Origin of the sequence: Methylacidiphilum kamchatkense Kam1, assembly GCF_007475525.1 — a bacterium.
GTDB classification, from domain to species: Bacteria; Verrucomicrobiota; Verrucomicrobiia; order Methylacidiphilales; family Methylacidiphilaceae; genus Methylacidiphilum; species Methylacidiphilum kamchatkense.
In genome coordinates, this window is record NZ_CP037899.1 from 1173358 (window position 1) to 1198833 (window position 25476).

26 protein-coding genes are annotated in these 25476 nt (G+C 37.5%); 18 read left to right on the forward strand and 8 right to left on the reverse strand.

Annotation, left to right across the window (positions count from 1 at the left end):
• Window positions 1-25 precede the first annotated feature (25 nt).
• The 9 genes from kam1_RS05535 to kam1_RS05575 all read left to right on the forward strand — a co-directional run bounded on the left by kam1_RS05535 (window position 26) and on the right by kam1_RS05575 (window position 9907).
• Complete coding sequence (locus tag kam1_RS05535) at window positions 26-814, forward strand: hypothetical protein (protein ID WP_143958303.1); 789 nt, start codon at window positions 26-28, stop codon at window positions 812-814.
• Between the two features lie 101 nt (window positions 815-915).
• Window positions 916-1260 (forward strand): hypothetical protein, encoded by a 345-nt coding sequence (locus tag kam1_RS05540; RefSeq protein WP_039722069.1) that lies wholly within the window; start codon window positions 916-918, stop codon window positions 1258-1260.
• 35 nt (window positions 1261-1295) lie between these two features.
• Window positions 1296-1754, forward strand: coding sequence for a hypothetical protein (locus tag kam1_RS05545; protein ID WP_235277615.1), 459 nt, complete (start codon window positions 1296-1298; stop codon window positions 1752-1754).
• On the forward strand, window positions 1751-2152 hold the full coding sequence (locus tag kam1_RS05550) for a hypothetical protein (protein WP_143958304.1): 402 nt from the start codon (window positions 1751-1753) through the stop codon (window positions 2150-2152). The genes kam1_RS05545 and kam1_RS05550 overlap by 4 nt, the downstream gene beginning before the upstream one ends.
• Window positions 2153-2198: 46 nt before the next feature.
• Window positions 2199-4865 (forward strand): VirB4 family type IV secretion system protein, encoded by a 2667-nt coding sequence (locus tag kam1_RS05555; protein WP_039722072.1) that lies wholly within the window; start codon window positions 2199-2201, stop codon window positions 4863-4865.
• On the forward strand, window positions 4862-7339 hold the full coding sequence (locus kam1_RS05560) for a hypothetical protein (protein ID WP_039722073.1): 2478 nt from the start codon (window positions 4862-4864) through the stop codon (window positions 7337-7339). The genes kam1_RS05555 and kam1_RS05560 overlap by 4 nt, the downstream gene beginning before the upstream one ends.
• The gene (locus kam1_RS05565; RefSeq protein WP_235277617.1) at window positions 7326-7805 is read left to right on the forward strand and encodes a hypothetical protein; all 480 of its coding nucleotides are present in this window, start codon (window positions 7326-7328) and stop codon (window positions 7803-7805) included. The genes kam1_RS05560 and kam1_RS05565 overlap by 14 nt, the downstream gene beginning before the upstream one ends.
• 345 nt (window positions 7806-8150) lie before the next feature.
• Window positions 8151-8933 (forward strand): class I SAM-dependent methyltransferase, encoded by a 783-nt coding sequence (locus tag kam1_RS05570; RefSeq protein WP_039722075.1) that lies wholly within the window; start codon window positions 8151-8153, stop codon window positions 8931-8933.
• Window positions 8934-9247: 314 nt separating this feature from the next.
• Complete coding sequence (locus kam1_RS05575; RefSeq protein ID WP_079254293.1) at window positions 9248-9907, forward strand: hypothetical protein; 660 nt, start codon at window positions 9248-9250, stop codon at window positions 9905-9907.
• 206 nt (window positions 9908-10113) lie between these two features.
• On the opposite strand, the gene kam1_RS05580 is transcribed toward kam1_RS05575, so the two are convergent.
• Entirely contained in the window at window positions 10114-11505 is a 1392-nt protein-coding gene (locus kam1_RS05580; RefSeq protein WP_143958305.1) for a dihydrolipoyl dehydrogenase, read from the reverse strand.
• 431 nt (window positions 11506-11936) lie between these two features.
• Between kam1_RS05580 and kam1_RS05585 the strand changes: the two genes are divergently transcribed.
• The 4 genes from kam1_RS05585 (at window position 11937) to kam1_RS10600 (ending at window position 15903) form a co-directional block, all read left to right on the forward strand.
• Window positions 11937-12281 carry a P-II family nitrogen regulator gene (locus kam1_RS05585; protein ID WP_009061406.1) on the forward strand — a complete coding sequence of 115 codons (345 nt, stop codon included), beginning with the start codon at window positions 11937-11939 and terminating at the stop codon, window positions 12279-12281.
• 184 nt (window positions 12282-12465) lie between these two features.
• Window positions 12466-13899, forward strand: a complete 1434-nt coding sequence (gene glnA / locus kam1_RS05590) for a type I glutamate--ammonia ligase (protein WP_039722076.1) — start codon at window positions 12466-12468, stop codon at window positions 13897-13899.
• An 802-nt stretch (window positions 13900-14701) separates the two neighbouring features.
• Window positions 14702-15442, forward strand: a complete 741-nt coding sequence (locus kam1_RS10595) for a glycosyltransferase (RefSeq protein ID WP_244945974.1) — start codon at window positions 14702-14704, stop codon at window positions 15440-15442.
• Window positions 15443-15471: 29 nt separating this feature from the next.
• A complete protein-coding gene (locus kam1_RS10600; protein WP_244946191.1) occupies window positions 15472-15903 on the forward strand; it encodes a glycosyltransferase in 432 nt (143 codons plus the stop codon).
• A gap of 184 nt (window positions 15904-16087) precedes the next feature.
• Here the strand turns inward: kam1_RS10600 and kam1_RS05600 are convergent, their stop codons facing one another.
• The 5 genes from kam1_RS05600 to nrdR form a co-directional block, all read right to left on the reverse strand.
• Window positions 16088-16855, reverse strand: a complete 768-nt coding sequence (locus kam1_RS05600) for a phosphatase PAP2 family protein (RefSeq protein WP_039722078.1) — start codon at window positions 16853-16855, stop codon at window positions 16088-16090.
• Window positions 16852-18054, reverse strand: a complete 1203-nt coding sequence (locus tag kam1_RS05605; RefSeq protein WP_143958306.1) for a cysteine desulfurase family protein — start codon at window positions 18052-18054, stop codon at window positions 16852-16854. The genes kam1_RS05600 and kam1_RS05605 overlap by 4 nt, the downstream gene beginning before the upstream one ends.
• A gap of 36 nt (window positions 18055-18090) precedes the next feature.
• Complete coding sequence (locus tag kam1_RS05610; RefSeq protein ID WP_039722079.1) at window positions 18091-18888, reverse strand: hypothetical protein; 798 nt, start codon at window positions 18886-18888, stop codon at window positions 18091-18093.
• A gap of 188 nt (window positions 18889-19076) precedes the next feature.
• The gene (locus kam1_RS05615; RefSeq protein ID WP_039722080.1) at window positions 19077-19430 is read right to left on the reverse strand and encodes a histidine triad nucleotide-binding protein; all 354 of its coding nucleotides are present in this window, start codon (window positions 19428-19430) and stop codon (window positions 19077-19079) included.
• A 13-nt stretch (window positions 19431-19443) separates the two neighbouring features.
• On the reverse strand, window positions 19444-19944 hold the full coding sequence (nrdR, locus tag kam1_RS05620) for a transcriptional regulator NrdR (RefSeq protein WP_009061393.1): 501 nt from the start codon (window positions 19942-19944) through the stop codon (window positions 19444-19446).
• Between the two features lie 138 nt (window positions 19945-20082).
• Here nrdR and kam1_RS05625 point away from each other — a divergent pair, with 138 nt between their 5' ends.
• The 4 genes from kam1_RS05625 (at window position 20083) to kam1_RS05640 (ending at window position 22854) form a co-directional block, all read left to right on the forward strand.
• The gene (locus tag kam1_RS05625; protein WP_039722081.1) at window positions 20083-20532 is read left to right on the forward strand and encodes a YceD family protein; all 450 of its coding nucleotides are present in this window, start codon (window positions 20083-20085) and stop codon (window positions 20530-20532) included.
• Window positions 20533-20607: 75 nt separating this feature from the next.
• Window positions 20608-20799: a 50S ribosomal protein L32 gene (gene rpmF / locus kam1_RS05630; RefSeq protein ID WP_039722082.1), complete on the forward strand. Its 192-nt coding sequence runs from the start codon at window positions 20608-20610 to the stop codon at window positions 20797-20799.
• Window positions 20800-20813: 14 nt separating this feature from the next.
• On the forward strand, window positions 20814-21857 hold the full coding sequence (plsX, locus tag kam1_RS05635; protein ID WP_039722083.1) for a phosphate acyltransferase PlsX: 1044 nt from the start codon (window positions 20814-20816) through the stop codon (window positions 21855-21857).
• Window positions 21811-22854: a beta-ketoacyl-ACP synthase III gene (locus kam1_RS05640; RefSeq protein WP_052250547.1), complete on the forward strand. Its 1044-nt coding sequence runs from the start codon at window positions 21811-21813 to the stop codon at window positions 22852-22854. The genes plsX and kam1_RS05640 overlap by 47 nt, the downstream gene beginning before the upstream one ends.
• On the opposite strand, the gene kam1_RS10605 is transcribed toward kam1_RS05640, so the two are convergent.
• Together kam1_RS10605 and kam1_RS05645 are read right to left on the reverse strand one after the other, a co-directional pair.
• Entirely contained in the window at window positions 22851-23057 is a 207-nt protein-coding gene (locus tag kam1_RS10605) for a hypothetical protein (protein ID WP_244945975.1), read from the reverse strand. The two genes, kam1_RS05640 and kam1_RS10605, sit on opposite strands and share 4 nt — an antisense overlap.
• Before the next feature lie 2 nt (window positions 23058-23059).
• Window positions 23060-23938 carry a M20/M25/M40 family metallo-hydrolase gene (locus kam1_RS05645; protein ID WP_244945976.1) on the reverse strand — a complete coding sequence of 293 codons (879 nt, stop codon included), beginning with the start codon at window positions 23936-23938 and terminating at the stop codon, window positions 23060-23062.
• Window positions 23939-24016: 78 nt separating this feature from the next.
• On the opposite strand from kam1_RS05645, the gene purF reads away from it, so the two are divergent.
• Window positions 24017-25471 (forward strand): amidophosphoribosyltransferase, encoded by a 1455-nt coding sequence (purF, locus tag kam1_RS05650; protein ID WP_052250548.1) that lies wholly within the window; start codon window positions 24017-24019, stop codon window positions 25469-25471.
• Window positions 25472-25476: the final 5 nt, after the last annotated feature.

Here is a 25476-nt window from a genome sequence, read left to right on the forward strand (position 1 = left end):
TTTAAAATGGAAAAGTAACTCAGTTATGGCTAAAAAGAATCGAATTTTGAAAGAGATTTTAGCTTGGATGCTCCCTTTTCTGTCCTTTTCCCTGTTTGTCCCTTATATTTCGGATGCCAAAGAAATACCTGATTATTTAGGGAAGGGAAGTAGTTTATTTCTGCCTTTCAAAAGAAAAGAATCGAATTATTTAAAAAATAAAACAACTACTAAAGAACAAAAACCTGCTGTAAGCATTACTCCAAAAAACCCAATTTTAACCTCACAAGAGGATCTATTCGATCAAGGATCGTTTGAAAAGAGATTTTCCTATCGAACAGAAAAATGGATTGTTTGGGTTTGTTGGCTTAAGCCAGATGGGGAAATCTCCGAGTCTTTGCCAATTTGGATAGATAAAAACAAAGACGGCCACTATTTCCTTAAAGCCTCTGTGAACATTGGAGAAGAAATTCAGCCCAATTTTGAAGAAAATCAGACTGTCAGCTTATGCCAAACATTAAGTCTTTTCCATTCAGACAATGGGGAAGTTAAGCCTATAGCCTCACCAATTTGGATAATTATCCAATCCAAAGATAACAGAAAAGAAGAAATATGGACTGGAGAAGGGGGATGGGAAGCTTCTTCTAATTTATTCGATTTCAGAAACGTTTATTCTCCTTTTAAATCTTTTTTGAGAAACAAAAGTAATCCCATTTATAAAAAATTAAATCAATATGAATGGCCAGATATCGTTTTATTTCTTCAAAAATGTGACAACAAGATCAACAAACAGATGATGGAAAACCAAAATCAAATTCTTCTGAATTTTAAATAAAAAACTACTCAATTACTTTTTATTCCTTTTGTTTTCAGCTTCTTAAAATATTTTTTTAACAAAAAGTTATATTCTTTTTTTTACATTCCTATTAAGAAAATATGAAAACAAGATACTTTTCTTTTCAGCTACGACTTATTATTGCTATATTAAGCATCTTTTGTTGCTACGTCCTTAACTCTTCTATTTCTTATGGTGCTGGAGGAACCGGAGTTCTAAATGTAACACCTCTTAATGGAGCTGATGCTGAAGGATTTACTACTTTGCAACAATTGCAGATGGCCTTTTCAGACTACGGCTATCTTATTTCTCTTTGCTTATTGGTATTTGGGGGAGTTATGTGGTTTTTTAACAGGCCAGCTTTTACAATTGGTGCATTGGTTGCTGCAGCAGTAATCTATGGAGGCCCTCATCTTGCTAATGGAATTAGAGCTGTTTCTCAATAAGGCCTATTTTCATTTAATTGAAGGGGATGGTTCAGATGAGTAGAGAAATCTTTTGGGGATGTTATTTGTGTGATCCCTTACAACAGGCTCTTTCTCAAATATGGGGATTTCAGTCTTCCCTTTTTCTTTCTTTCTTATCTCTTTATACTGTATATCTGGGGATCAATCATGCATTGCATACTGTCGAAATGGAAAGATGGGGAGCATTTGTGGCTGGTTCGATAATTTTACTGACAGCTCAAACACTTGGATCCATCTACTTTAATGTTATAAACGGTTCGAGTAGCTTGAATAATCAATCTGATAATCCAATTCCTGGATTTATAAGCTCTTTGCAAGATTATTTATATTGGATTAGTCTATCTCTGTTAGTTTTTGGTGGCTTAATGCTTTTTTTTAGACGCCCTGCTTTTGCTATCGGTGCAATAGTAGGTGCAGCGGTCATCTATGCCGGTCCTCATTTAGTTCATGGTTTATTGAACAGCATAAAATGATGAAAAATCCATCTAATCTTTTTTTTACTCCCTCTTTACCTTATTCAACATTCAACCAAAAAACCGACAAAGAAAGGGATAAAAATGGTCTGCCCGTATGCAAATCTGTGGGATTAATTAATGAAAAAGAAACATTCTTGGGATTGGAAGGTCCACTGATCTTTGTCCCTGCTGCTACCTTTCTCATTGTTCATAACTATACTCATAACTTTTATTTTTCCCTATGTGTTTTCGTAATAATCTACGCATTTATTCGAGTCTTTTTGAGCGATAAACCTCCACATTTTTTACGTTTTATCATCGATTACCATAGAGTTCCCAAAATTTATGAACACCGGTTTTTTAATGTTCAGTTATCTTATAATCCTGCATCAATATTTGAAGAAAATATTTCTTAGCTTAGACCATTCATAAAAGACTTCTTTTTATAAACGCAAAAGCTCTATGAAAAATTTTGTTTCACCATTACGATTATTTGTAAAGAGTCAGCTTTTTAATAAAAAGAGAATTCCTTCTTTCATAGACTGGGCTGATGCGTGTCCATATGCAGGGCTGTACGATAGATATATCATTGACAAATTTGGTGCGGTTCATGCCTTTTACAGGACCTACTTCCCTCAAGCCGACATAGCCAGCCCTTCTCGTCTTTCCGATCTACAGAACCAACTTAGGCTTTTGCTTACCCAGCTTCCTCATGAAATATCACAAACCCAGCATATTTTTACATGCAATGGAGACTACGGTCCTCTCCTAGAAGCCTTTGCTAGTATTCCTTCAGATCAACAAGTAAAAGAATTTAGAGAAAGAAAAGCAAAGAGACTTTTTCAACGAATGGCGAAAAGAAAGCTTGTAAGGATTGAAACCCACACAATTTTGACGGTTGCTCCTTCTGATCATCTGAGAGAAACTGAATGGTTTTTACGTATGGGGAGCAGAGAGAGTTCGGAAGCTGTAAGAAAAAGGATATCAAAAACACAGTTTGACTCGGCAGTCTCAAGTATAAAAGCAGCTGAAGCTGTTTTTTCAGAAATATTAAGGAAAGCTTCTGCACGATTTTTCCCTCTGGATGCATATGAAATAGCGGATTATTTTTTCAGGCTGTGGAATCCGGGATTAGCTGTCGAAGAGACCATGAAAGTAAATTATGACTACGATAGGATGCCCTTTGTGGATGCCTGGATGGTTCAAGAAGTAAGGATTCATAAAGATATGATACAAATTGGGGATTACTATCACGGATTGGTTTCAATGGTTGGATTACCCTTGGAAACACGCCCTAGAGATATGGAAAAGTTAACTGTAGGATTACCCTTCCGTGATGTTCGTGTAAGTCTTGTAGTTAGGAAGACGGATAAAATAAAAGAATTAGAAAAACTGAGAAAACGTATAGACTGGGCGGATCAAAGGATGCGTCTTGGATTAAACCTTATTGATATGCTCTATAAACCTCATGAAAATAGAAGAGAATCCGGTATACAAAATATCGAAGCATGGATGCAAATAGAAGAAGCCCAAAATCTATTAAGAGACATTCGTTCGGGAGAGGATGATCTTCTTCAAATTCAGCTTACCATTCATTTTTGGCATAAACAAAAAGAAGAGATCAAAAAAAGAGCCAAAATATTGCTTAATCGTTTTGGGGATCTCTCAAGAGCAAAAGGTTGGATTGAACAATCGAGCCTTTTGCCGGTGTTAATGAGTGAAATGCCGGCCGTTTATGCTCCGCTTACTCGGCCACTTCTTGTAAGAGGACGAATGGCAGCAGATTTGATGCCTATTTGCAGAGGATTAGAAAGTGATGAAAAGCCTATTTATCTTTTTGGAAACACGACAGGAGGTTTAGTTCCTTTCGATTTGGAAGACAAAAGAAACGAAGGTGCTTCCATGCTTTACATCAGCGGAGTAAAAGGGTCTGGGAAAAGTGCATTAGCACAACTGATTGTTCTTAGACATCTTTTGGAAGGTAGTATCCTTGTGATTTTAGATAAAGGCAATAGTTATGACAGACTCGTTGAGCTTTGCGGTGGAACCACTATTAGACTGGACATGGCTACCCCAAAGTGCTTCAACCCCTTTGAGGTTTATACTCGGAGAAGTAAAAGTGGAGAACTGATAGAGCCTTCAGATTATGAGTTAACTAAGGTGGTCAGTTGTTTAGAAATACTTGCTACTTCTCAAAGAGGAAATAGTCTGAGCATCGAGGAAAAAAACATTCTTGAATCTTTAACAAGGCAAACTTTCTCTAATGCTGTAAAAAATAAAGCTTTTTATGTAACGCTAGATGATTTTGCACGCCAAATGGCTTATAGATCCGACGCTAAATTTCTAGCTGAATCCCTTAAGGCTTTTATTGATGGTAGGTATAAATGTTGGTTTAATGGCACCACACAAATTCATTGGAAAACGAGAGTAGTCCATTTCGATTTTGAATATATCTCTAAGGATAAGGATTTAGCAGCTGCTCTCATTCCAATGGCTGTCTTATTCGTGTCAGATATTATCCTATCCAACCCCAATGTTTTTAAAATGTTGGTTTTTGGAGAAATGTGGCAACATGTATCTAATCCTGCTACGGCTAATTTGATTATAGAAGCTTTTAAAACCTATAGGAAAAAAAGATGTGCAGTCATTGGAGAATCTCAAGCTATCCTGGATCTTGTAGAGAATCCATCAGTTGCGAAAGCCGTCATACAAAATGTTGACACTTGGATTTTATTTCCTCAAGGAAGCGAACATCATATTGAATATGCTGTTAAAGAACTTGAGCTCACACAAGGTCAAAGGGATTTGTTAACTCATTTACGATCATCGGCTAGGGTTCATATAGATGGCGAGGTAGAACTATGGAGAGAAGCTTTTTATCTGAGGGGAAGGGGACCTGATGCTCTATCAGGGGTTATTCGTGCTGAAATTGAGCCAGAAGAATATTGGTTAACCACAACCACTCCTAATGATTTTCCAGCATGGAATGCGGCCAAGGCAGCCTTCCCTGGTGACATTCGGAAAGCATTAGAAGCACTATCTATAAAATATCCATTAGGAATTAGAGAAGAAAAGACAAAGGTAGCATCATCCAGTTTAGTCTCCTATGAGTCTTTGCTAAAAAAATGAAACGGTTTGTTTTTCTCTGCATCTTTTTTTCTCTAATTTATGTCATTGTTTCTAGTGTCTCATCCTTAGGTAAGGAACTTCCAGAAGAAATGGATCTCAATCCCATTTTAGCTGAATCTGGATGGTCAGACCGCTCATTAAAATGGATGATAGCCAGTGGAGAATCGAACCATTTCATCCGAAAAGATTGGATGGATACCGAAATTCTGGATTTTCTAAAAAGAGACCAAGCACTAGGTCTTATTCAAAATGATCTTCTCCGAGGAGATGGGCTTTTGGCTGATGCTCTTTCTGAAGGATTTCATCAATTAAGGGTCGGAAGTGAGACAGCTAAAAAAGAGGTTTTAGAGATTGCTCACGATGGGAAATCAAAGCTATGGATTTCCTTATTATCTAATCCTCAAGCCATTTCGACATTAAGAAACTATTTACTTTATACTCCAAATAGTTATCCCCCTGTTTTATTTGCGTTGAAAGATTGGGAGAATGGTGCTCCGGATGCCCTCCCAGACTTGGTTATGGAAACGCTCTTAAAAGCCGTAAATATAAGGCCAGTAAAGATTAAAAATATAGAAGAAAATTGGGAAGTGGCTAGAAGACTTTCCAGAATTGGAAATGATGGGCGAGGGGCATACTTTTTAGCTTCTTCGTATCCTAGAAACGAAGATACTTTTTATAATGCATTTTGGGATAATGTTTGGGAACAAGTCAGAAAGGATCCTGTTTTGTCCCATGAATATTCTTATCGGCTAGAAAGAAACAAAAAAAGTTGGGACATTTTATCTAAATTATTCAAGCAAGCCTTACACTCCTATGAAGGAAAAGATTTTTTTATTCATTATCTTGTTGGTAAGACTGCAATCAAACAGGAACTGAAAGGAAGGCCTTTGTGGCTGTGGGAAGCTTTAATGGGTAAGAAAACTCCATTTAGAATTGATCTGACAGAGGAAGCTTACAAAAGATTCTTAGTGTGTGTTGATAAGGACCCCAGATACATTGATTTTATTCTTTGGCATCTTACTCGTCCAGCTGAAGCAGCTTCTGAAGCTACAAGAGAAGCTCTTTGTCAAACTCTTAGCAAAGAAGAGGCAATTAGTAAGCTAGCAATGGAATGGATATGGGAAGCAGGACCGAAATGGGAAGGGGAGATCCAGAAAAGTAGCAGTTGGAGTTTATGCGAACAAACTAGAAATGCGACTCCTTCCTCATTAAGAAAAGCTTATCATAACGGTCAATTGACTAGAGCTGATCTTTTTTCCATTGGGGATGCTATAGGCCATTATTTGTTAAGAAATGATGAAGCATGGGCTGATCTTGTCTATTCAAAAACAGGAAAGCCACCGATCATTGAAAAATTTTTTCCTCTTCTTATCCAGTATTCTCCAGAGTGTGCTTTAGCTTGGCTTGAAAGTATTCTGAACAATGATCAAGAATCGTTTGATGCTTTTGGCAGATGGATTTGTAATCAACCCGAACACAAAATATCCGTAGAACAATATGACTCGTGGCTTAAGCGAGCGGAGGATCAATTAAAGGAAGCTATTGAAAAAAGAGAACCTGTTTTAGGAGAAGAGGCTCAATACTACATCGATTCTTTTGTTAAATGGGCGATGGGACCGGGTTGGGAATACATAATAAATAGGCTTTGGGTGGAAACGATCATTCCTGAGTCGTTAAGAAAAATTTTAAAAAACCACTGGATAGCCGATAAAGAAGAATTTTGGAAATGGTACCGAGGAGTATGTGCTCTTCCTGCAGCAAAAACAGCAATAGAAAGAGTAACCAACATTCTTGTTACGGGAAAAGAAATGGAACTTATACTTCATGGGATAGCTTCGTGGAATTATGAGCTGGCTGATATCTGCGCAGCTAATTGGGATACTATTTGGGAGGATGAAGAAAAAAGAAAAAGGGTCCTTGAAGCGATTATAGGGTGTGATGGACTCAGCGATTTGAATAATGTACTGGTTTTTGCCACTGAAAATACTTTGGAAAGAGATGAAGAAAGAAAAATTGCTCAAAAAATTGCCATTGCCAATGGTCGAACGCCCACAGAAGATCTTCGAGAAGTCATAGCTCAAGATCCCGTGATTATGCGAAATCTTCTTACGAGGTGGTTAGAAAGTCCTCAATTCGCCGAACATTGGAACAGATCGGTATTCCTCATAATTAAATATGGAGGTCAGGCACCTATAGTGGCTCAATGGATGTTATCCAAAAAAGAAGCCATAGAGATGTGGACTGATTCTTTAGCTACAACCATGAGAGAAAATCCATTTCTTTTGCAAGCAATCATTACTCATATTAGCAAGTCAATAGGGGGAGAGATTAGTTGGGAAAAAGAAGTTCGGAGAATAGAAGAAGCAATTATGGATGCCATTCTTTCGGACAGAATTTTTTGGGAAAACCTATTAGTAGATAAAACAGGAGGAATAGACAATGAGTCTCAAAAAATTCTGTATGAACTTCCATAAGGGATACCTTTTTGTATCTTGTTATTTTTTGATTAATGGATGTTCCACTCAGGTTTACAATCGATATGATGGGCCTATGGCTCAAACCGGTGATAATCTTGTACGCTATGGGAGTATTGGTGCAGCAGGAGCGGCTGGATTTTTTGCGGGAAAAGAAATTGGGAAATCCAATGCGGCCGGAGCAGTTGGAGCAGGAGTTGGAGCTGTTGGAGCTTATGCTCTCAACAAATATTTTGACAAAAAACGAATGACTTCTTACCAACAAGGAGTTGTTGATGGGAAAAATGAGGCTACAGCAGAAATCCTTAATGAAAAGTGGAAACGTGAAGCTGAATATGGATTACCTGCAGAAGGGAAAAAAGTTAATGCTCCAACCTACAGAACTAGTTACGTTCCTTCAAGGAAAGACGAGGCTAGCGGAGTAGAATATCCTGGCAGCTATCAAACCATTCCTATTGTTCGATAATTTTTCTATGCCACCCTATTAGATTTAAACCTCTTTCAGACTACTAAACTGTAAAGAAGAAGAGTCATACAAATAGAGGCAGAAGCTACCAAATCATTAATTTTATTAATAGATCTATTTTTATATATGATCAAAAAGATCTGTAACATTTTGGTATTGATAAAATTCTCTCCAGGGAAAACCAAATTCCTGAAGCATTAAAATAGGATTTTTTCCTAATGTTATTTACTCCAAAAGGAGACTTTTGACCATTATTTTATTTAATACATTAAATTATCTAAAGCTTATAATGTTATTAACATTTACATATGCATTCTTTAGTGAATAAAAAATTCTTTTAGTTTTATGAAAGTTGTAAAAGAAAAGAATTCTAATCCAAAAAGTCTTCAGCTACAGAAAGAAACAGATGTAAAAAATGAAATAAATTTTCTGTTTTTTCTACTGCTTTTATTTTCGTGTTTGAGTTTTTTTCAAAATCCATTATTCCTTAGCTCTCAATTATCAGCTGCAATTTATTTAAAGCCTTATAAATTTACTAGAGATACTTTTACAGATAGAATTCCTTTTTGGAGAGAAGACCTCTCTGAATTCAAAGGAAAGCCAAATCTCACTTATCTTGAAATAGGCGTTCATGAAGGCAGATCTGCACTTTGGATGCTTGAAAATATCTTAACGGATTCCACGTCGACCTTAATCATTATAGATGACTTCGGAGAACATTCCTACAACACCTTCATTTCCAATGTTTCTCTTTCCGGACAAGCCTACAAGTTCAAGATTTTAAAAGGATTGTCTACAGAAAAAATTAAAGAAGTACCATTGAACTCTATTGATATAGCCTATGTCGATGGATCAGGAAGAAGTGATATCATGTTAGCTGATCTTATCAACGTTTGGGATAGAGTCAAACATGGAGGGGTGATTATTTGCAATCGATATTCAATGACAAAACACTTAAGATGGGCTTTAAATGCTCCACCAGGTGATCTTGGACCTGTTGGAGCAATAAATACCTTTTTGGATCGATACAAGACTCAACTTAAACTCGTCAGATTCATGTCGAACTTTGTCATCGTTCGCAAGTTAACTGAACAGGATTCAAAACAAGTGTCAAAGACTTCTGAATGATTGCCTAACAGTTGTTCGTATAAGGCTAGAGAGGTAGAATCAAAACTTATATCTCATCAACTCTTCAAATCTCTATAAAGAATTTTCTTTTTAAAATCTTCTATTTAATGATTGACATAGTTTGTATTTAGAGCATAAAATCTCCTGACTAAAATCCAGCTACTTTCTTTCAATCCTACAATTGGCAATAACACTGGCTAAAGGCTGGATCCTAATCTCAAGAGAGAGTGGAAAAATCCTTAAGAGGATTGAAACTCTTAACGAGTGAAGAAGCAATGACTCATCTTCAAAATCAAAAAAAAAGGACGAAAAGAATGAAAAAATTAATAATCCAAGCTTTTTTGTCCTTCATGTTAGTAAACATTGCACTGAGTACTTTTGCTTCTGATTGGCACTATGGAATTAGAGCCTCTATTTTTTGGATAGGGGAAAGAGCAGCATGGGTAGGAGCGCATTTTAGTCCACCTGGAACTATGAGCTCTTGGGATCCTCACTGGAGAGATAATTATGGAGGAATTGATCATCCCATCCAAAGGATAGGGTATTTCCCAGCAAGGTTTGCTCCAACAGAAAACCCTTTTTATGTCGCCTTGCCATTTAATGATACCACGAGTGCGAATAGAGAACTTACTAGAAAGTTTGTTCCCGTAGCATGGACGAAGAGAAATGGCTCGAAATGTTTTGGGAGATGGATAGAAATAAGAGCACCAGCCACAGGTAAAAGGTGTTTTGCTCAATGGATGGATGTAGGGCCATGGACTACTGATGATGCCAGTTATGTTTTTGGACATAGTAGGCCAAAGGCTCCTTATGGAATAGATGTTTCGCCTGCGGTAAGAGACTATCTAGGGATCCATTCTGGAGATAGGGTAGATTGGAGATTTGCAGATGAACAAAATTTGCCATTTGGTCCCTGGATCCAAGCAAAAGAAGAAGCAATCATTTTCCAAGCTATTAAAAGGAAAATCCATTGATGATGTTTTTGAACTGTAATTAATTCAGAAGATTGCATGCGGATAAGAAGAAGCTAGAAATTGATAAATTTTCATTAATCAATCATGTCTAAAGTTAGGCTATTCTTGCTTTAGGGGCGATCTTTTCTCATGAAAGTTTTATCACTTGCAAATATCGTCAGTTGATCGCGCAATAACATTTATCTATCTGTCTTATAAAAAAAAATCTAGGGAGAAAATGCTCTAGCTGCCTTATTGATTCCCTCTGAAATCATCGGATGAGGAAAGGCCACGCGAGCCAAAGCCTCTGCATCGAGTCCTTCTCGCACCGCTAAGGCTAAAGGAGCTATTAATTGAGAAGCTTCGATGCCCCCAATATGAGCACCAAGAAGTCGCTTATCTTCACAATCAAAAATAAGTTTAATGAATCCCTCCGTTTCTCCTAGAATTTCTGCACGGGCATCAATAGCATACTCGTACTTTGTTACTTCAATTCGGTGCCCAAACATGTGAATGGCTTCTTCTTCAGTCAACCCAACACTTGCGATTTCTGGCTCTGTAAATACTGCATAGGGCACACTTTTCCAATCCATTCTGGCAACTGATTGTCCGCCCGCTGCAATGTTATGGGCAGTGATTCGACTTTGAAGAACAGCCGAATGAAAAAGCATGCTTTTTCCGTTGACATCTCCAGGGGCATAAATGTGAGGAAAATCATATAGTTGGAGGGTGTTGGTAACAGGCAGAGCCTTAAAACGTTGAAATCCTAAAATCTCAATACCCTCAGGGCTAACACATTCTCTACCAGTAGCCATTATAACAAGATCTCCAAATAAGGACAATTCTTGACCGTTTTTAACATAAATAACTTCATAATTTCCCTCTTTACCTTTTACAAATTTTACTTGAGCTTCTAGTTCGATCGATATCCTGCTTTGAAGTCTTTGGAAGAGAAATTGAGAGAGTTCCTTGTCAAATCCTCCAATCAAGCTCTTTGAAAATTCAAGAATAGACGGTTTACAACCCAGATTTTCAAACATCGAAGCGACCTCAACTCCGATATATCCACCACCAATGATGATGGGTTTGGTGGGAAAGGGGACTGAGGATTCTAATTTAAACAGATCATGGGAACTAACTGTTAGTTCAGAACCAGGAATCTGAAGGGTATGTGGACGACTTCCAGTTGCTATAATTAAATATTTAAAAGTAACATAAAAACTTTCATTTTCAGTAGACACTTCAATTTTTTTATCATCAACAATTTTTCCAATGCCTTTATAGAACAATATGCCAGACTGTTGAATCTCTGACTTATGTAATTCATATCGTGTTTTTTGGACACGATCTTTATGCGCAAGAATTCCATTCCAATCAACTTGGGGCGAAGGGCCGGAAAGTCCAAAAAAAGAATATTTTTTAGCATAAGAACGAATTAAACTGGCCTCTCTAACAGCTTTCGATGGGACACAACCTTCAGCCAAACAATTTCCACCAAGATTTCCAATAGGATCAACCATTAACACTCTAAATCCAGCTTTATCCAAAAAAAAAGCAGCTGGATAGCCACCACCACCAGCACCAATAATCGCGACATCAACAGTTAAATTTGTAGCCATAGACTTGATAATAAAAAAAATAGCGTAGATGACAAATCAAAAAGGCATGTGGGGAGAATTGTTCCATGAGGAACCATAATGGAATAAGAGAAAAGAAAAAAAGAGATAATATCACTTCGCACAATATATGTTATGTAAAATTCGCAGGGAATTCTTATCTGTTGCCGAAAGCTAAATCATTCTTCTAATTTTTATTTGATTTTTTAGACCTCGATGCTTTTTTGTAATCCCCAAGAAAATCCTTGCTCTCCACAACAAAATGATCTACAAACAATTGCTTAGATGTTCGGATGGTTGTGGAAAATGAGAGAAAAAATTAAAAACCTTGGTGGCATGGTTTTTGCTTACTAAGTTGGTGTTTTCTATCAATGATTGACTCAATAAGATAAAAAATATTAAATGTTGACAAGGAACGAACGAGGAGAATTCACATGGCTTTGTATAAAATAGAAGCAATCATAAAACCTTTTAAATTGGAAGAAGTTAAAGAAGCACTCACAGAAATTGGTATAGCCGGCCTTACGGTAACCGAAGTCAAAGGCTTTGGCCGTCAAAAGGGACATACTGAAATCTATCGTGGCAGTGAATACACGGTTGATTTTTTACCAAAAGTGAAAATTGAAATAGTGCTTACGGAGGAGATTTTGCCAAAAGCTACTGAAGCAATCATTAAATCGGCAAAAACAGGAAAAATTGGTGATGGAAAGATTTTTGTTCTGCCCGTTACTGAAGCAATACGTATTCGGACAGAAGAAAAAGGTGAGAATGCTATTTGATTTGCTTCTAGTTCTCTTTTCTCAGTCTTAGAGATGGGATGTATGGATGCAATTCGGTGTGTTTTTTATCTCAAGATAATTGTTTTTTTTTCTCAAAAATAATAATTCTCAAAGTCTTTGATCTAAATTTTCCTTTTGAAAGATACAACATAAACAATATTTAACCCAATCAGAGGAGGAAACGATGCCTGAATGTTATAGGAGGTGTGCTACTGGAGAAGAAGTAATAGCTTTTGCTCTGGAGCATAATGTAAAACTGGTTAATCTGAAATTCTGCGATTTATTAGGAACTTGGCAACATTTTACAATTGGTTTAGACCTATTGACTCCGGAATCTTTTTCCGAAGGGATAGGTTTTGATGGATCTTCTATTCGCGGATGGCAAGGCATACAAGAATCGGATATGCTTGTAATGCCCGACCCATATACCGCCTTTATTGATCCTTTTATTGCCGAACCTACTTTGAGTTTGATCTGTTCCATATATGACCCAATCACTCTTCAGACCTATTCTAAGGATCCTCGTAGTATTGCCATAAGAGCTGAAGCGTATCTTAAAAGCACTGGAATCGCAGATACCGCTTATTTCGGACCTGAAGCTGAATTCTTTATCTTAGACAGTGTTCGGTATGATAACCAAGCTAACTTCGCTTATTACGAAGTCGATTCTGTTGAAGGAATATGGAACAGTGGGAAAGAAAATGGACAAAACCTTGGATATAAAATACGCCATAAAGAAGGCTATTTTCCTGTTCCCCCTGCGGATACTTTACAGGATCTAAGAGATCAAATGGTTTTAACACTTGAATCGATGGGGGTCAAAGTCGAAAGACAACATCATGAAGTTGCAACAGCAGGACAAGCAGAAATAGATATCGTCTACAATACCCTACTCCGAATCGGTGACGATATGATGATGTATAAGTATATAATAAAAAATACGGCTAGAAAATATGGTAAAACCGTTACATTTATGCCCAAACCTATTTTTGGAGATAATGGATCGGGGATGCATACCCATCAATCACTCTGGAAGGAAGGCAAACCTCTTTTTGCTGGAAACCGGTATGCAGGGCTAAGTGAAATGGCTCTTCATTATATTGGTGGTATCATCAAACATGCCCCTGCCCTCACCGCTATCACCAATCCAACAACAAATAGCTTTAAAAGGCTTGTTCCTGGTTTCGAAGCACCAGTTAATCTAGCCTATTCTGCAAGAAATAGAAGTGCGGCTATTCGTATCCCTACCTACTCGGCTAATCCCAAGTCAAAGCGAATCGAGTTTCGCACTCCAGATCCTTCTGCCAATCCTTATTTAGCTTGTGCGGCCATGCTTATGGCAGGTCTTGATGGTATTCAGAACAGGATAGATCCTGGTGAGCCTATGGAAAAAAATATCTATGAGCTTCCTCCTGAAGAATTAAAAAACATTCCCAAAGTCCCTGATTCCTTAAGTGGTGCCATCGAGGCCCTTGAGAAGGACCATGAGTTCCTTATGAAAGGAGACGTCTTTACGAAGGATGCAATTGAAACACTGCTGACGTTACGCAAAAAGGACTATGATATGCTAAGGATACGACCTCATCCATTGGAGTTCTACATGTATTATGATATTTAGAGCTTAATGATAGGTGTGAGATCCTCCCTAGATGGAATTTAGAGAATGGCATAGATAAGTGCACAAGATTGGATTGCGTTTACTTTATCCATATGGCTTTTCATATGGACTGATCTATCACTTACTGTGCCATTCAATTTCTACTTTTCTTTTCGACAGTTACGGGAATGCTCGTTTGTAGTTGTTCAGATTCCAGTTAAGATCTGTTGCAGCATAGAGAACTACAGGATCCGGTCTATGCAACGAGCTTCCCTAACTGTTCGGTAGGCATGAGAAATAATGAAGAAAGTTTTCTCTGCTGGTTTGGCTTGTCCCCTGCCTTTATATCTGCGATGGCCTCCTTATACGATATCATTTTAAGACTCTACCAGTATAGTTCAAAGAAGGAAGCCTTCTACCCCATCCGATTGTGACAGTTGATCACGATTCCAGGACATCGGCTAATTGAAGTATGGTTCAATATGGACAAGAGGTGTTCTCCATTGCCTGCGCTCCCAGTTGATAATCTAGTTTTCCAACGGGACTTATGTCTTATTTTGCCCTAAACATCGGAGACATTCTCCTATGAATTACTTAACGGTTAGAAAAAAATTTTTAATCTGATCTCCCAATTGTTAAATCTCTAACAACTTATGAATGAATAGAAATCCTCTCTTTTTTTATAGAAATTGAAGGAGAGGAAGAAAAAATTTTATGATCAAATCAAAATAAAAGAAAAATGATTTTTTAAAGTTGTTATCCTATAAAGATATGCCTAAAAAATGAAAGCACTTAAATTGTTTTTCCATTTATTTCGGACAAAATGGGAATAAAAATTTGCGACATTACACAGTTTTATGCTCCTGGTGGAGGAGTCAAAAGATATATAGACGAAAAGCAGGATTATATCCGTCAAAAAAAAGAAGATGAGCATTTTCTCATCATTCCAGGAGAAAAAACTTTTTCTATTCACGACCCCCCTATCCACATATTTAGTATTAAGTCTCCATTAATCAATCAGTTTTCTCAACATAGGATTTTATTGAACCTTACAGAAGTTACCGATCTCTTGCATGAGATAAAAGCAGATATTATAGAAGCTGGGGATCCTTATCAATCTTCATGGCTTGTCTCTTGGACTGCAAAAAAACTCAAAGTTCCTGTTGTTGGCTACTACCATTCTCATTTTCCAGATGCTTATGTTCGAACCTATTTTGGTTGGAAAAATTCTTTTTTAGAAAAGGCTTTTTTTACCTTTTCTCGCTGGTATGCAGAGGAAATTTACAATCAATTCGACTTTACTTTTGTCCCCACTCTTTCTCTTTTAAATTTACTGCGAAGCTGGGGTATCAAAAACGGAGTCCATCTCAGCCTTGGAGTAGATACCAAGACGTTTACTCCTGAGCCACCAAAGAACAACTATCGGTTAAAACTCGGAATCCCAAGAGATGCTTTTCTGTTATTGTATGTTGGCAGGTTAGCAAAGGAAAAAAACATTGGTTTATTGCTGAAAACATTTTTTTTCTTCAGGATTATTCCTCTAAAAAAGACTATTGGCTATTAATTATTGGTGATGGCCCCTTAAGGAATGAGATTCTCAAAGCGATAAAAGCCTCTAATAGAATCTGTTGGATTACAAGAGTAGATTCGAAAAAAGAACTTGCCGATTATTATCGGTCTGCAGATCTTTTCATTCATCCTGGAATCGTTGAGACTTTTGGATTAGTGACCATCGAAAGCCAAGCTTGTGGCTGTCCAGTAGTGGGATTCCGTGGAACGCATATGGAGGATTTAGTCGAAGAAGGATTCAGTGAGTACTGGGCAGATAGAAAAGATTTTCGTTCCTTAGCTGAAGCTGTAGAAAAAATGCGAACATTAGATTTAAGAACAATCGGGAAAAACCTTGCGTTGAATGTTCATCAAAAATACAGCTGGAAAAGATCATTTGAGAAACTCTGGTATTACTATTATGAAGCTATTTCGAATTCTTTCATACAGAAAAGCGCTCTTAAATATGCTAGCTAAGCAAGTATTGTTTTTGTGATAGAAGCTTCCCAAAAATTATGAAAAAAAAAATGTCTATGATTTTCTTAATAAGAAATCAATTTAGCATCATTTTTCATTTTTTCTTTATGAATAAAATCTTCAAGCTGTCAGCTTGAAACTCCCCTTTTTTTCCAATTTTTTATAAAAATCAGTTCTTCTTTTTTCATTTTTCAATCTTTTGAAAAGCAACTCCATAATTTTGGATTTCCGATTTGCTAAATATGAATCCCAATAGAAATCCCACTAGACCACCCGCTACAACATCTGAAAAATAATGTCTCCCTAATGCCATTCTGGACCAACAAACTAAAAGGGCCAAAAAAACCAGAAAATATCCTAACTTAGGCATTTGTCCTAAAAAACTAGCTGCTGTTGCCATGGAAGTTGCTGCATGTCCAGAAGGAAATCCATGGAACATGGTCAACCACTGGATGCCATAAAAGCCATCAACTAGAGAACCATTTGGATGGATTCTTTGAAAACTAACAATAGGCAAAGGGATATATCCTAATTCTTGTATGGCTTCGGTTGCACTTGCCGAAGGTCGGGCGCGTCCTAAGATATTTCTTCCTAAATCAACCAATGCTCCAGCTATAAGGGCCGAAAAAAAACATCCAATGGCTACTTCTTTCAATTTCTCTTTTTTAAATAAAATTCCTAAAAAATAGATGCTCACGCAAAGAGGAATTGTTCCTTGAGGAAAGTCACCCCAATAACTTATTTTTTCAGCAAAAGTGTGAAAAAGAGAATCTCCTTTTATTATAAAAAAACTGTAAAATAGAAAATCAAGCTGAAATGCTAGAATAACACTTAAAAGCCAGACTAATGGAAAACCAAATTTTATTGTTGGTGGTAGATTTTTAAGAGCTTCAAAAACAGCTAAACATTTCTTTTTTGAAAGTTGATAAAACCGAAACCATTCATTTTTCATTCGCTACTCTTTTTAGAAAGAAATTTTTTCCAACCAATAGACATCTCTCTGAGTTTGGTAACCACTCCGATATAAATATCAAGAAATCTTTCGATTTCTTCTTTGGTTGTAGTAATTCCCAAACTGATTCTTACACTGGACATAGCCTTTTGGTACTCCAACCCCACAGCTTTAAATACATGGGAAATTCTCAAATTTTTTTGTACACAACTAGGCCCGCTTGAAAGCAAAACTCCTTTCATATCACAACTTAATACCTGTGCTTCTCCTCCAATAAATTCGGGACTTATATTCAAATTCTGGATGGAACGGTTTGGACCAAGTTCTGGACCGTTGAGAGATACCAATGGGATGCTAGTAGAAATTCTTTCCCAGATCATTTTTTGAAAATAACCAATTTTTTCTATTTTTTCTTTAAAAATATTTGTCGTAATTTCAGCTGCTTTAGCAGCAGCCACAATGGAAGCCATATTTTCTGTTCCTCCCCATAACCCTAACTCTCTATTGAGCCCTGGAATAATCGGTTCTATTTCTATTCCTTGTCTGATATAAAGTACCCCAATTCCTTTGGGCCCGTTGAATTGATTAGGATTAAGAGCCAAAAGCGAAATAGGGATTTTTTTTAAGTCAATGGGAATCCAGCCTCCAGCATAAGAACCATCGCAAAATAAAGCTATACTGTTTTTTTCACAAATTTCAGCAGCTTCCTTTATCTTTTGAATGGTTCCTATTTCAGGATTAACCCATTGAAGACAGCAAAGGATGGTTTGTGGAGTTGATAGCTCTTCGATTGCTTTGGGGTCAATCATTCCTTCCTGATTTACTGGCAAAAAGGTAAGTTGGGCACCCTCCCTTTTTAGCTTATCTAAAAGCAACAAAATAGGTCTTTGTTCGATAGGGCTTGTCAGAATATGTTTGCCTTTGAGCGAATTTTTTCTCCAAAACCCTTCAATTCCAAGGATAATCGCTTCCCATATGCCACCAGTAAATACGAGTTCATTGGGAGAACATCCAATAAAAGAACTAAAAGACTCTAAAGATGATTCTAAGGTCTTTTTTGATTGAATCCCCAGTTGATGGATACTGGTGGGGGAAAAAGGTTCGAGGGAATAGTGATAGAAAAGTTCTAGAGCCTCTTTAAAAACAGGAGAAACAGATTGGTGATCCAAAAAAATTAGTTTGTCTATAGAACGCTCCATGTATTGAACTGTTGATGACCATTATTCTAGTAAAAATCAACGTTGTGAGCTGTCTAAGGTATATAAAGAAGATTTATGCTTTTTTACAGTTTTTGTATAAATAGGGCCAAACCAAGTATCGACCAAGCACAGACCAAAAAAAGCACCAAAAGGGATGGTATAATAAAAGGCCATTGTCAGCGAATTAATGCCTAAAAGAAATGCTGAGGCAATCAAGTAATCAGTTTTTGCAAGGGCAAAAATCCTAAAGTTTTCTGGAAAATTTAAAGCGCAATCAAAAACATTTACCCCGTCAAGCCACCGGCAACAAGCTACAGCACAAAAAGGAATAACAAACCATAGGATTGGGGGAATAAAAAGGGATAAAAGGCTAGAAGGCAACTCTAAAAGCTGGATAAAAATATAATAAACAATCCCAATCCAAAGAATAGCAGGGAGGATAAGAGTTGTCAAAGCAATCGTCAGTTTGGCGGCTCCTTCCCTAGCATAATTCCATAACAAAGAGAGTTTCCATTCTGGTAGTTGATTTAACTTACCGGTTTTAGCTCTTCGAAGAACTTCAAAAGTAAAGCCAAGAGGAAACCAGAAAGTGCATACATTAATGATGAGAAGACCTAAAAAAGTGCTAGGTAGTCTTTCGGTACTGTAAGAAGAGCTTATTTTAGGAATTAACGCTAAAAGGAAAGGATTAATGAGAAGAAATCCTCCGATCAAAACCTTCATCCACCACCATGGATCAGAAAAGATTTGAGAGAAGCCCTTTTTAATATCCAGAAAAAAGCTCGACTTTTCTATTTCAGGAGTATCAGAAGTCTGAAAAGCTTCTTCATGCATAGTATAACTCCTTGATAAGTACTTTAGATCCCTTCAAAAATTCAGTTTCAACGAGAAAAAAACGCTCTTTATTTTTTATCCAGGAAGACTAACTCCCATTGGACTCTTACATTCTTACCAATAGTTAATTAATTTTTCCTATTTGTTCTATTAAACTCTCCTCTTCGTATTTTTCCAACCAAAAAACATTAAATATTGGTCCCCCCATGTCCCCAACCTAGTGGTTCTCCTCCAATCAAATGAACATGAAGATGAGGTATGCTTTCTCCTGCATCTGGACCATTATTGATAATGACTCTAAATCCAGAATGAAAAATTCCTAGCTGAGCGGCGACTTTATTAGCTGTCAAAAGAAGATGTCCTAAAAGGGGAATATCCTCCTCCGAGGCTTCGCCAAGTCTTGGAATTTCTTTCCTAGGCACAATAAGAACGTGAACTTTGGCTACGGGATGTATATCACGAAACGCAACGCACTGGCTATCCTCATAGAGGATATCGGCTGGTATTTTCCTAGCGATGATTTGACTGAAAAGGGAAGGCATAGCTCAATTTTTCCTATTGGGAAGCAGCGGGAGAAAGCATAGGAATATCTTTAGATCGAGCTTCATTCATTTTAAGTTCTGAAATAACGTTCATAAAATCTTCCGCATCGTGAAATTTACAATAGACAGAAGCAAAACGGATAAAAGCTACTTCGTCAATAGTTTTCAGTTTGTTCATGACTTTTGTGCCAATCAAGTAGGATGGAATAATGGAAGACTTTTCGGTACTACATTCTTCTATAATTTGATCAACAAAATCTTCAATTTGAGCTTGATCTATTGGCCTTTTTTCCAATGCTTTTTGAATTCCTAGCATCAGCTTATTTCTATCAAAAGGTTCAATCAAACCATTTCTTTTTTTGACTAAAAGTTCAATTTCTTGGATTTCTTCATAGGTCGTGAACCGAAATCCACATTGTAAGCATTCTCTACGTCTTCGAATCGATCTGCCCTCTTTTATTGGCCTGGAGTCAATAACCTTATCCTCCATATTTCCGCATTTCATACATTTCATACTTGAAATGACAATATAATCATATTTTATTCAATTACTGAGATCAACCATTAACGTTATTTTTAAAATAGATAAAATTGACTATTTTACAAGCGTTTCGTGCTTTTTCCTACTTAAACCTCAACCCCTTTCAATTCTATGAAAATTCTTACTTCCATTCTTGCAGCAGAAACATTGATGATTGATAGCTCGATTCATGCTTCTTTACTTGATTTAAAAGAACCCCATATAAAAGAGCATGCCCCAATTCAAATACATCTCACTGCTTATAAAGATGAGGAAGAGATCTATTTCAATGGAAATTTAAAAACATCCGTGCTTATTCAATGTGGCCGATGCTGTCAATGGTTTGAATATCCGATAGAAATTTCCAATTTTTCGGTACAAGTTCATGCTCCTTTTCCAGAGGTAATTGATCTATCCAATAGAATTAGAGAAGATATTTTATTGGCCTTGCCAATGATTGGTTTTTGTGGGCCTGAAGTTGCTAATGGTTGTTTTGGCAAGGAACTTTTTGAAGATCATAAAGAGACCTCTATTCATGATGCAGGCATTTGGAAAATACTTGAAAAAATTATAAAAAGATAGACACTTTCCTTTTCAAAAAAATATAAAAAGTATTTAAAAAAAGTAGAGTTATAACTTTAAACCATAGGAAGATTTATGGGCGTACCTAAAAGAATTACTTCAAAGGCCAGAAAAAGATCAAGAAAAGCGGCCAATCGTTGGACCCCTCCAGGGATTTCTAAGGACAAAAAAACAGGAAACTGGGTAAAGTCCCATCATGTGGACCCAGCAACGGGAATGTATAATGGCCGACAAGTTCTCACTCAAAAAACGACAGATGAACATTAACTCAATGAGCACCAATGAAGATCGCTCTCGATGCCATGGGCGGGGACTACGCTCCAGATTCTCCTATCTCTGGAGCTATCGAAGCTCTCCATCTTTTCCCAGATGTACATCTTATCTTGGTTGGCAATGAACCAATCGTCAAAGAAATATTTTATAAAAAAAATGGACAAGCTGTTCAACAACGAGTGGAATTTCTTCATACCTCTCAGGTCGTTGGTATGGAGGATCCCCCAATAGAAAGTGTTCGACATAAAAGGGATTCTTCGATTAGCCGCTGTGTAGAGTTGATAAAAAAAGGGGAGGCAGATGCCGTTGTTTCTGCAGGAAATACTGGAGCTGTCGTGGCTGCAGCTACAGTATACTTAAGGACTTTACCTGGAATATCAAGGGCGGGTATAGCCAGCGTCATTCCCACTGAAAAAAATCCCTTTATATTAATCGATTCAGGCGCCATTATCGATTCTACTCCCGAAAACTTATTGGATTTTGGGATTATGGGAAGCATCTATGCTAAAAAAATTCTTGGAGTATCCAATCCACGAGTCGGGTTGCTTAGCATAGGTACTGAAAATGTCAAAGGTAATGAATTGACCAAAAGCGCTTTCAAACTTTTATCCAAATCGAATTTAAATTTCGTAGGTAATATTGAAGGAAGAGATCTTTTTGAAAATCCAGTGGATGTTGTGGTCTGTGATGGATTTGTCGGCAATGTCGTCTTAAAGACTTCTGAAAGTGTAGCTACGGCTGTAGTCCGCTGGCTTAAAAGAGAATTTAAAAAGAATCCCATTCGTATCCTTGGTGCTATTCTTGCCAAAGGAGCCTTTGAATCCGTCAAGAAAAAAACAAATTATGAAGAATATGGGGGAGCTCTTCTCCTGGGAATAAGGGGAACATGTATCATTGCTCATGGATCTTCGACTCCAAAAGCTATTTGCAATGCTATACGTGTAGCAAGGGAAGCGTTGATTCAAAATGTCAACCATATTATTATCGAAGAAATTAAAGCACATCATGAACTTATCGAAGAGCACAAAAGAACCTCTTTACCAATTACCTGAGATAGTTATTGTCGGTACCGGAACTTATTTACCATCAAAAATCTTGACTAACTATGATCTTGAAAAAATGGTTGATACTACCGACCAATGGATTACGGAAAGAACAGGGATTAAAGAAAGAAGAATAGCAAATGAAAAAGAAACCCCTTCAGAAATGGGGGCAGAAGCAGCGTTGATAGCCTTACAAAATGCCGGGTTAACTCCTGAGGATCTAGATCTTATTATTGTCGCTACTACCACTCCAGATACTATATTTCCTTCTACTGCTTGCTACATTCAACAAAAAATCGGTGCCCGTACAATACCTTCTTTCGATATCCAGGCTGCCTGTTCCGGTTTCATCTATGCTTTTGTCCTTGCTTCCCACATTGTTTCTTCTGGTTCTGCTAGATACGTTCTTGTAGTTGGTGCTGAGAAGCTTTCGACGATTGTTGATTGGACAGACAGAAATACCTGTGTTCTGTTTGGAGATGGAGCGGGTGCTGCAATAATAGCTGCCGGGCAAGATAAAAATAAGCGGTTATCATTTAATATTGGGGCCGATGGATCTCATTGGCAAACCCTGTACATTCCCGCTGGCGGTTCTAAGCTTCCTTTAACCCCTCAAAACATACATCATAAACTTCATTATCTCCACATGGTTGGTAAAAAAGTCTTTAAACTAGCGATTGATTCGATGGAACAATCTCTTTTGAGGTGCTTAAAAAATGCTGGGCGTTCTCTTGAAGACATCGCATGCATCATTCCTCATCAAGCCAATCTGAGAATTATTGAAGCACTTTCTCAAAGACTTCACATCCCTAGCGAAAAGTTTTTTGTCAACATGGAAAAATATGGCAATACATCCTCAGCCTGTATTCCTATTGCGCTTCATGAAGCTATCATTTCAAACCGGATTAAAGATGGAGACATTATTGTGCTCGTTTCCTTTGGGGCTGGAATTACATGGGGAAGTGTTCTTTTCGAATATAAATCTAAAAAAAATGGAGAGACTTAAAAAAGAGGAAATTGTTTTAAAAGATCAATAGCCTTTTCTTGGAGGTCGAGTAGCCTTTCTTTCCTCTGCCATCCAATAGCATTCAACTCCCTTGGATAGCTAGCTAGCCATAGCAGAAAGGAACAAAGAAATTCCCAATCTTTTATTGAAACAGATTCCATGGCGATCTGATTGCCAATGGCCATATTATGGTAATTATCCATAGCTAAACAGAGTGCAGCTGAGCGATATCCAAATTCAATAAAAGGAGTGGTTTCACAAGTCCCCCTCCCATAAATTTCTTTTGATAGACAAACTCTGGATGTACTTTTCTGTAATCTTCTAAAGCTTTTTCAAGCCAGCTTACTACAGAAGCATCGAAGAGCCTTGTTTTATCCCCTACTCTTAATACTGGGCCCTCATTCATAGATCCATAACCCTGAGCCATACTTGCTTCAATCGAAATCATGATAGTATTTTCTGGATTTAAAATCTGCTTTTTAAGAAAAGCTAAGGTTCCCAAAAATCCGATTTCCTCAGCACGACTAAAAAGTATGGCTATTTTGGTCTTTAGATTCTTTGAAACTATCTGAATAAACATGTAAAGTAAGGAGCAAACTCCTACAAGATCGTCACAGGACCTGCCGTAAAAAATTCCATCTTGGCTGAAAAATGGAGGAAGATCCCACATTCCAATTGAATTTGGTGGCGCTGTGGGTTCGCATTGTATCATTTTAAATTTTCCTTTGTTCTGATGGCCCTTAATAACAGACTCTCCGACTTTTTCTCCATGATCCTGACTGAAAAAAATCAACTTTGCCCCTTCTAAATAGGATTCGTTTACGCCTCCAAGCAAATAGACATGGCTTTGGCTGTCAGAATAAAATCCTGGATGATCCATATGGGCTACAAATAAAAGAAGAGGTTTGTCTTTGTCGTCCGAAACAAAGTCTAACTGAACCAAAAGGTTAGAAAACGGATCGATTTCTATTTTTGATTGCGGATATTCCGATAAAATAGAATATATTTCCTTAGCAATGAATTTTTCATGCAAGGGGGCTGTTGGTAGGGAAAAAATTCTTTTTGCTATTTCTTCAAGTGTCATAGCGGGTTTTAATTTGCTTGCATTAAAAAAAGAGATTTTTAAAAACAGTAACCAACCTTCTACTCAAAGTTGAATATAGTGGCTGACAATTCTCTTGGCAAAACCAAAAGCATGTATCCTAAAGAGGAATGCGGCGTTTTTGCTATCTATGGTCATGTCAATTCGGCGGAATTAACCTATTATGGCTTATACGCTCTGCAACACCGTGGCCAAGAAAGTGCAGGAATAGCTAGCTTTGATCCTTGTCAGAACCATTTTCAAGTTTGCCGGGGCATGGGACTTGTTTCTCAAGTTTTTGACAGTCGTTCCTTAGCTTCTCTTCAAGGCACAATGGCCATTGGGCATGTTCGTTATTCGACAACAGGTTCCAGCACGCTTTTAAACGCTCAGCCTATTGTAGTTTCTTGTTCGAAGGGCGAACTGGCTTTAGCTCATAATGGCAATATTGTCAACGCGGTTTCGATTCGGCGAGAATTGGAAAACAAAGGTTCAATTTTTCAAACGACTTCCGATTCTGAAGTTATTCTTCATCTTATGGCCCAACCGGCACAAGAAGACATTGTCGGTAGTTTTCTCAATGCCTTACAAAGAGTCAAAGGAGCCTTTTCCTGTGTTCTCATGACCACAAAAGGCATATTCGCAGCAAGAGATCCTTTAGGATTTCGCCCCCTATGCCTTGGAAAAATAGAGAACAGCTACGTTGTGTCTAGTGAAACTTGTGCATTCGATCTGATTCATGCCGAATACATTAGAGATATTGAGCCAGGAGAAGTGCTGTTTATTGGAGAAGATGGGCTAAAGTCCTATTTTATAAATGGACAAACAACTAAGAAAGCCTTTTGTATTTTTGAATACGTTTATTTTGCGCGTCCTGACAGCAACATTGCTGGGCTTAATGTAAGCAAAGCCAGAATTCAGATGGGTAAAGAATTGGCTAAGCTCTATCCGGTTGATGCCGATATTGTTGTTCCGGTCCCTGATTCAGGAAATTATGCAGCTCTTGGCTATGCAGAACAGTCTGGTATTCCTTATTACCCCGCTTTTGTCCGGAACCATTATATTGGAAGAACCTTTATTCAACCCACACAGCTAATTCGGGATTTTAGTGTCCGAATAAAACTTAATCTCATTCAAGAAGCTATTAAAGGGAAAAGAGTGATAGTGGTAGACGATTCAATCGTCAGAGGTACAACCGCTCGAGCCAGAGTAGTTAACTTGAGGGAGGCTGGAGCCAAAGAAGTCCATATTCGAGTCAGCTGTCCTCCCCACCGCTATCCTTGTCACTACGGGATCGATTTTCCTAATCCAAAAAGTCTTTTAGCTAATCAACTGGCAATTGAAGATATCTGTAAGTATCTTGGAGCAGACTCTCTTGGATATCTCTCTCACGAAGCTCTCATCAAAGCATGCTTAGAGGCGAACACAGAGTTTTGTACAGCCTGCTTTACAGGCAAATACCCAGTAGATTTTGATCCTGATTTCGATAAAATGATTCTAGAAAGAAGGTCTTTCTTTGAAAATGTTACTAAATAATATTC

Bases quoted from the DNA above. Each gene is read 5' to 3' on its own strand.
- kam1_RS05565 (WP_235277617.1), top strand. From the start codon at position 7,326: ATGAACTTCCATAAGGGATACCTTTTTGTATCTTGTTATTTTTTGATT.
- kam1_RS05615 (WP_039722080.1), bottom strand. From the start codon at position 19,430: ATGCCTTCCCTTTTCAGTCAAATCATCGCTAGGAAAATACCAGCCGAT.
- kam1_RS05605 (WP_143958306.1), bottom strand. From the start codon at position 18,054: ATGGAGCGTTCTATAGACAAACTAATTTTTTTGGATCACCAATCTGTT.
- kam1_RS05570 (WP_039722075.1), top strand. From the start codon at position 8,151: ATGAAAGTTGTAAAAGAAAAGAATTCTAATCCAAAAAGTCTTCAGCTA.
- nrdR (WP_009061393.1), bottom strand. From the start codon at position 19,944: ATGAAATGTATGAAATGCGGAAATATGGAGGATAAGGTTATTGACTCC.
- kam1_RS05560 (WP_039722073.1), top strand. From the start codon at position 4,862: ATGAAACGGTTTGTTTTTCTCTGCATCTTTTTTTCTCTAATTTATGTC.
- plsX (WP_039722083.1), top strand. From the start codon at position 20,814: ATGAAGATCGCTCTCGATGCCATGGGCGGGGACTACGCTCCAGATTCT.
- kam1_RS10595 (WP_244945974.1), top strand. From the start codon at position 14,702: ATGGGAATAAAAATTTGCGACATTACACAGTTTTATGCTCCTGGTGGA.
- kam1_RS05585 (WP_009061406.1), top strand. From the start codon at position 11,937: ATGGCTTTGTATAAAATAGAAGCAATCATAAAACCTTTTAAATTGGAA.
- kam1_RS05600 (WP_039722078.1), bottom strand. From the start codon at position 16,855: ATGAAAAATGAATGGTTTCGGTTTTATCAACTTTCAAAAAAGAAATGT.
- kam1_RS10605 (WP_244945975.1), bottom strand. From the start codon at position 23,057: ATGGATAATTACCATAATATGGCCATTGGCAATCAGATCGCCATGGAA.
- kam1_RS05645 (WP_244945976.1), bottom strand. From the start codon at position 23,938: ATGACACTTGAAGAAATAGCAAAAAGAATTTTTTCCCTACCAACAGCC.
- kam1_RS05540 (WP_039722069.1), top strand. From the start codon at position 916: ATGAAAACAAGATACTTTTCTTTTCAGCTACGACTTATTATTGCTATA.
- kam1_RS05555 (WP_039722072.1), top strand. From the start codon at position 2,199: ATGAAAAATTTTGTTTCACCATTACGATTATTTGTAAAGAGTCAGCTT.
- kam1_RS05580 (WP_143958305.1), bottom strand. From the start codon at position 11,505: ATGGCTACAAATTTAACTGTTGATGTCGCGATTATTGGTGCTGGTGGT.
- glnA (WP_039722076.1), top strand. From the start codon at position 12,466: ATGCCTGAATGTTATAGGAGGTGTGCTACTGGAGAAGAAGTAATAGCT.
- kam1_RS05545 (WP_235277615.1), top strand. From the start codon at position 1,296: ATGAGTAGAGAAATCTTTTGGGGATGTTATTTGTGTGATCCCTTACAA.
- kam1_RS05575 (WP_079254293.1), top strand. From the start codon at position 9,248: ATGAAAAAATTAATAATCCAAGCTTTTTTGTCCTTCATGTTAGTAAAC.
- kam1_RS05625 (WP_039722081.1), top strand. From the start codon at position 20,083: ATGAAAATTCTTACTTCCATTCTTGCAGCAGAAACATTGATGATTGAT.
- kam1_RS05535 (WP_143958303.1), top strand. From the start codon at position 26: ATGGCTAAAAAGAATCGAATTTTGAAAGAGATTTTAGCTTGGATGCTC.
- rpmF (WP_039722082.1), top strand. From the start codon at position 20,608: ATGGGCGTACCTAAAAGAATTACTTCAAAGGCCAGAAAAAGATCAAGA.
- kam1_RS05550 (WP_143958304.1), top strand. From the start codon at position 1,751: ATGATGAAAAATCCATCTAATCTTTTTTTTACTCCCTCTTTACCTTAT.
- kam1_RS05610 (WP_039722079.1), bottom strand. From the start codon at position 18,888: ATGCATGAAGAAGCTTTTCAGACTTCTGATACTCCTGAAATAGAAAAG.
- kam1_RS05640 (WP_052250547.1), top strand. From the start codon at position 21,811: ATGAACTTATCGAAGAGCACAAAAGAACCTCTTTACCAATTACCTGAG.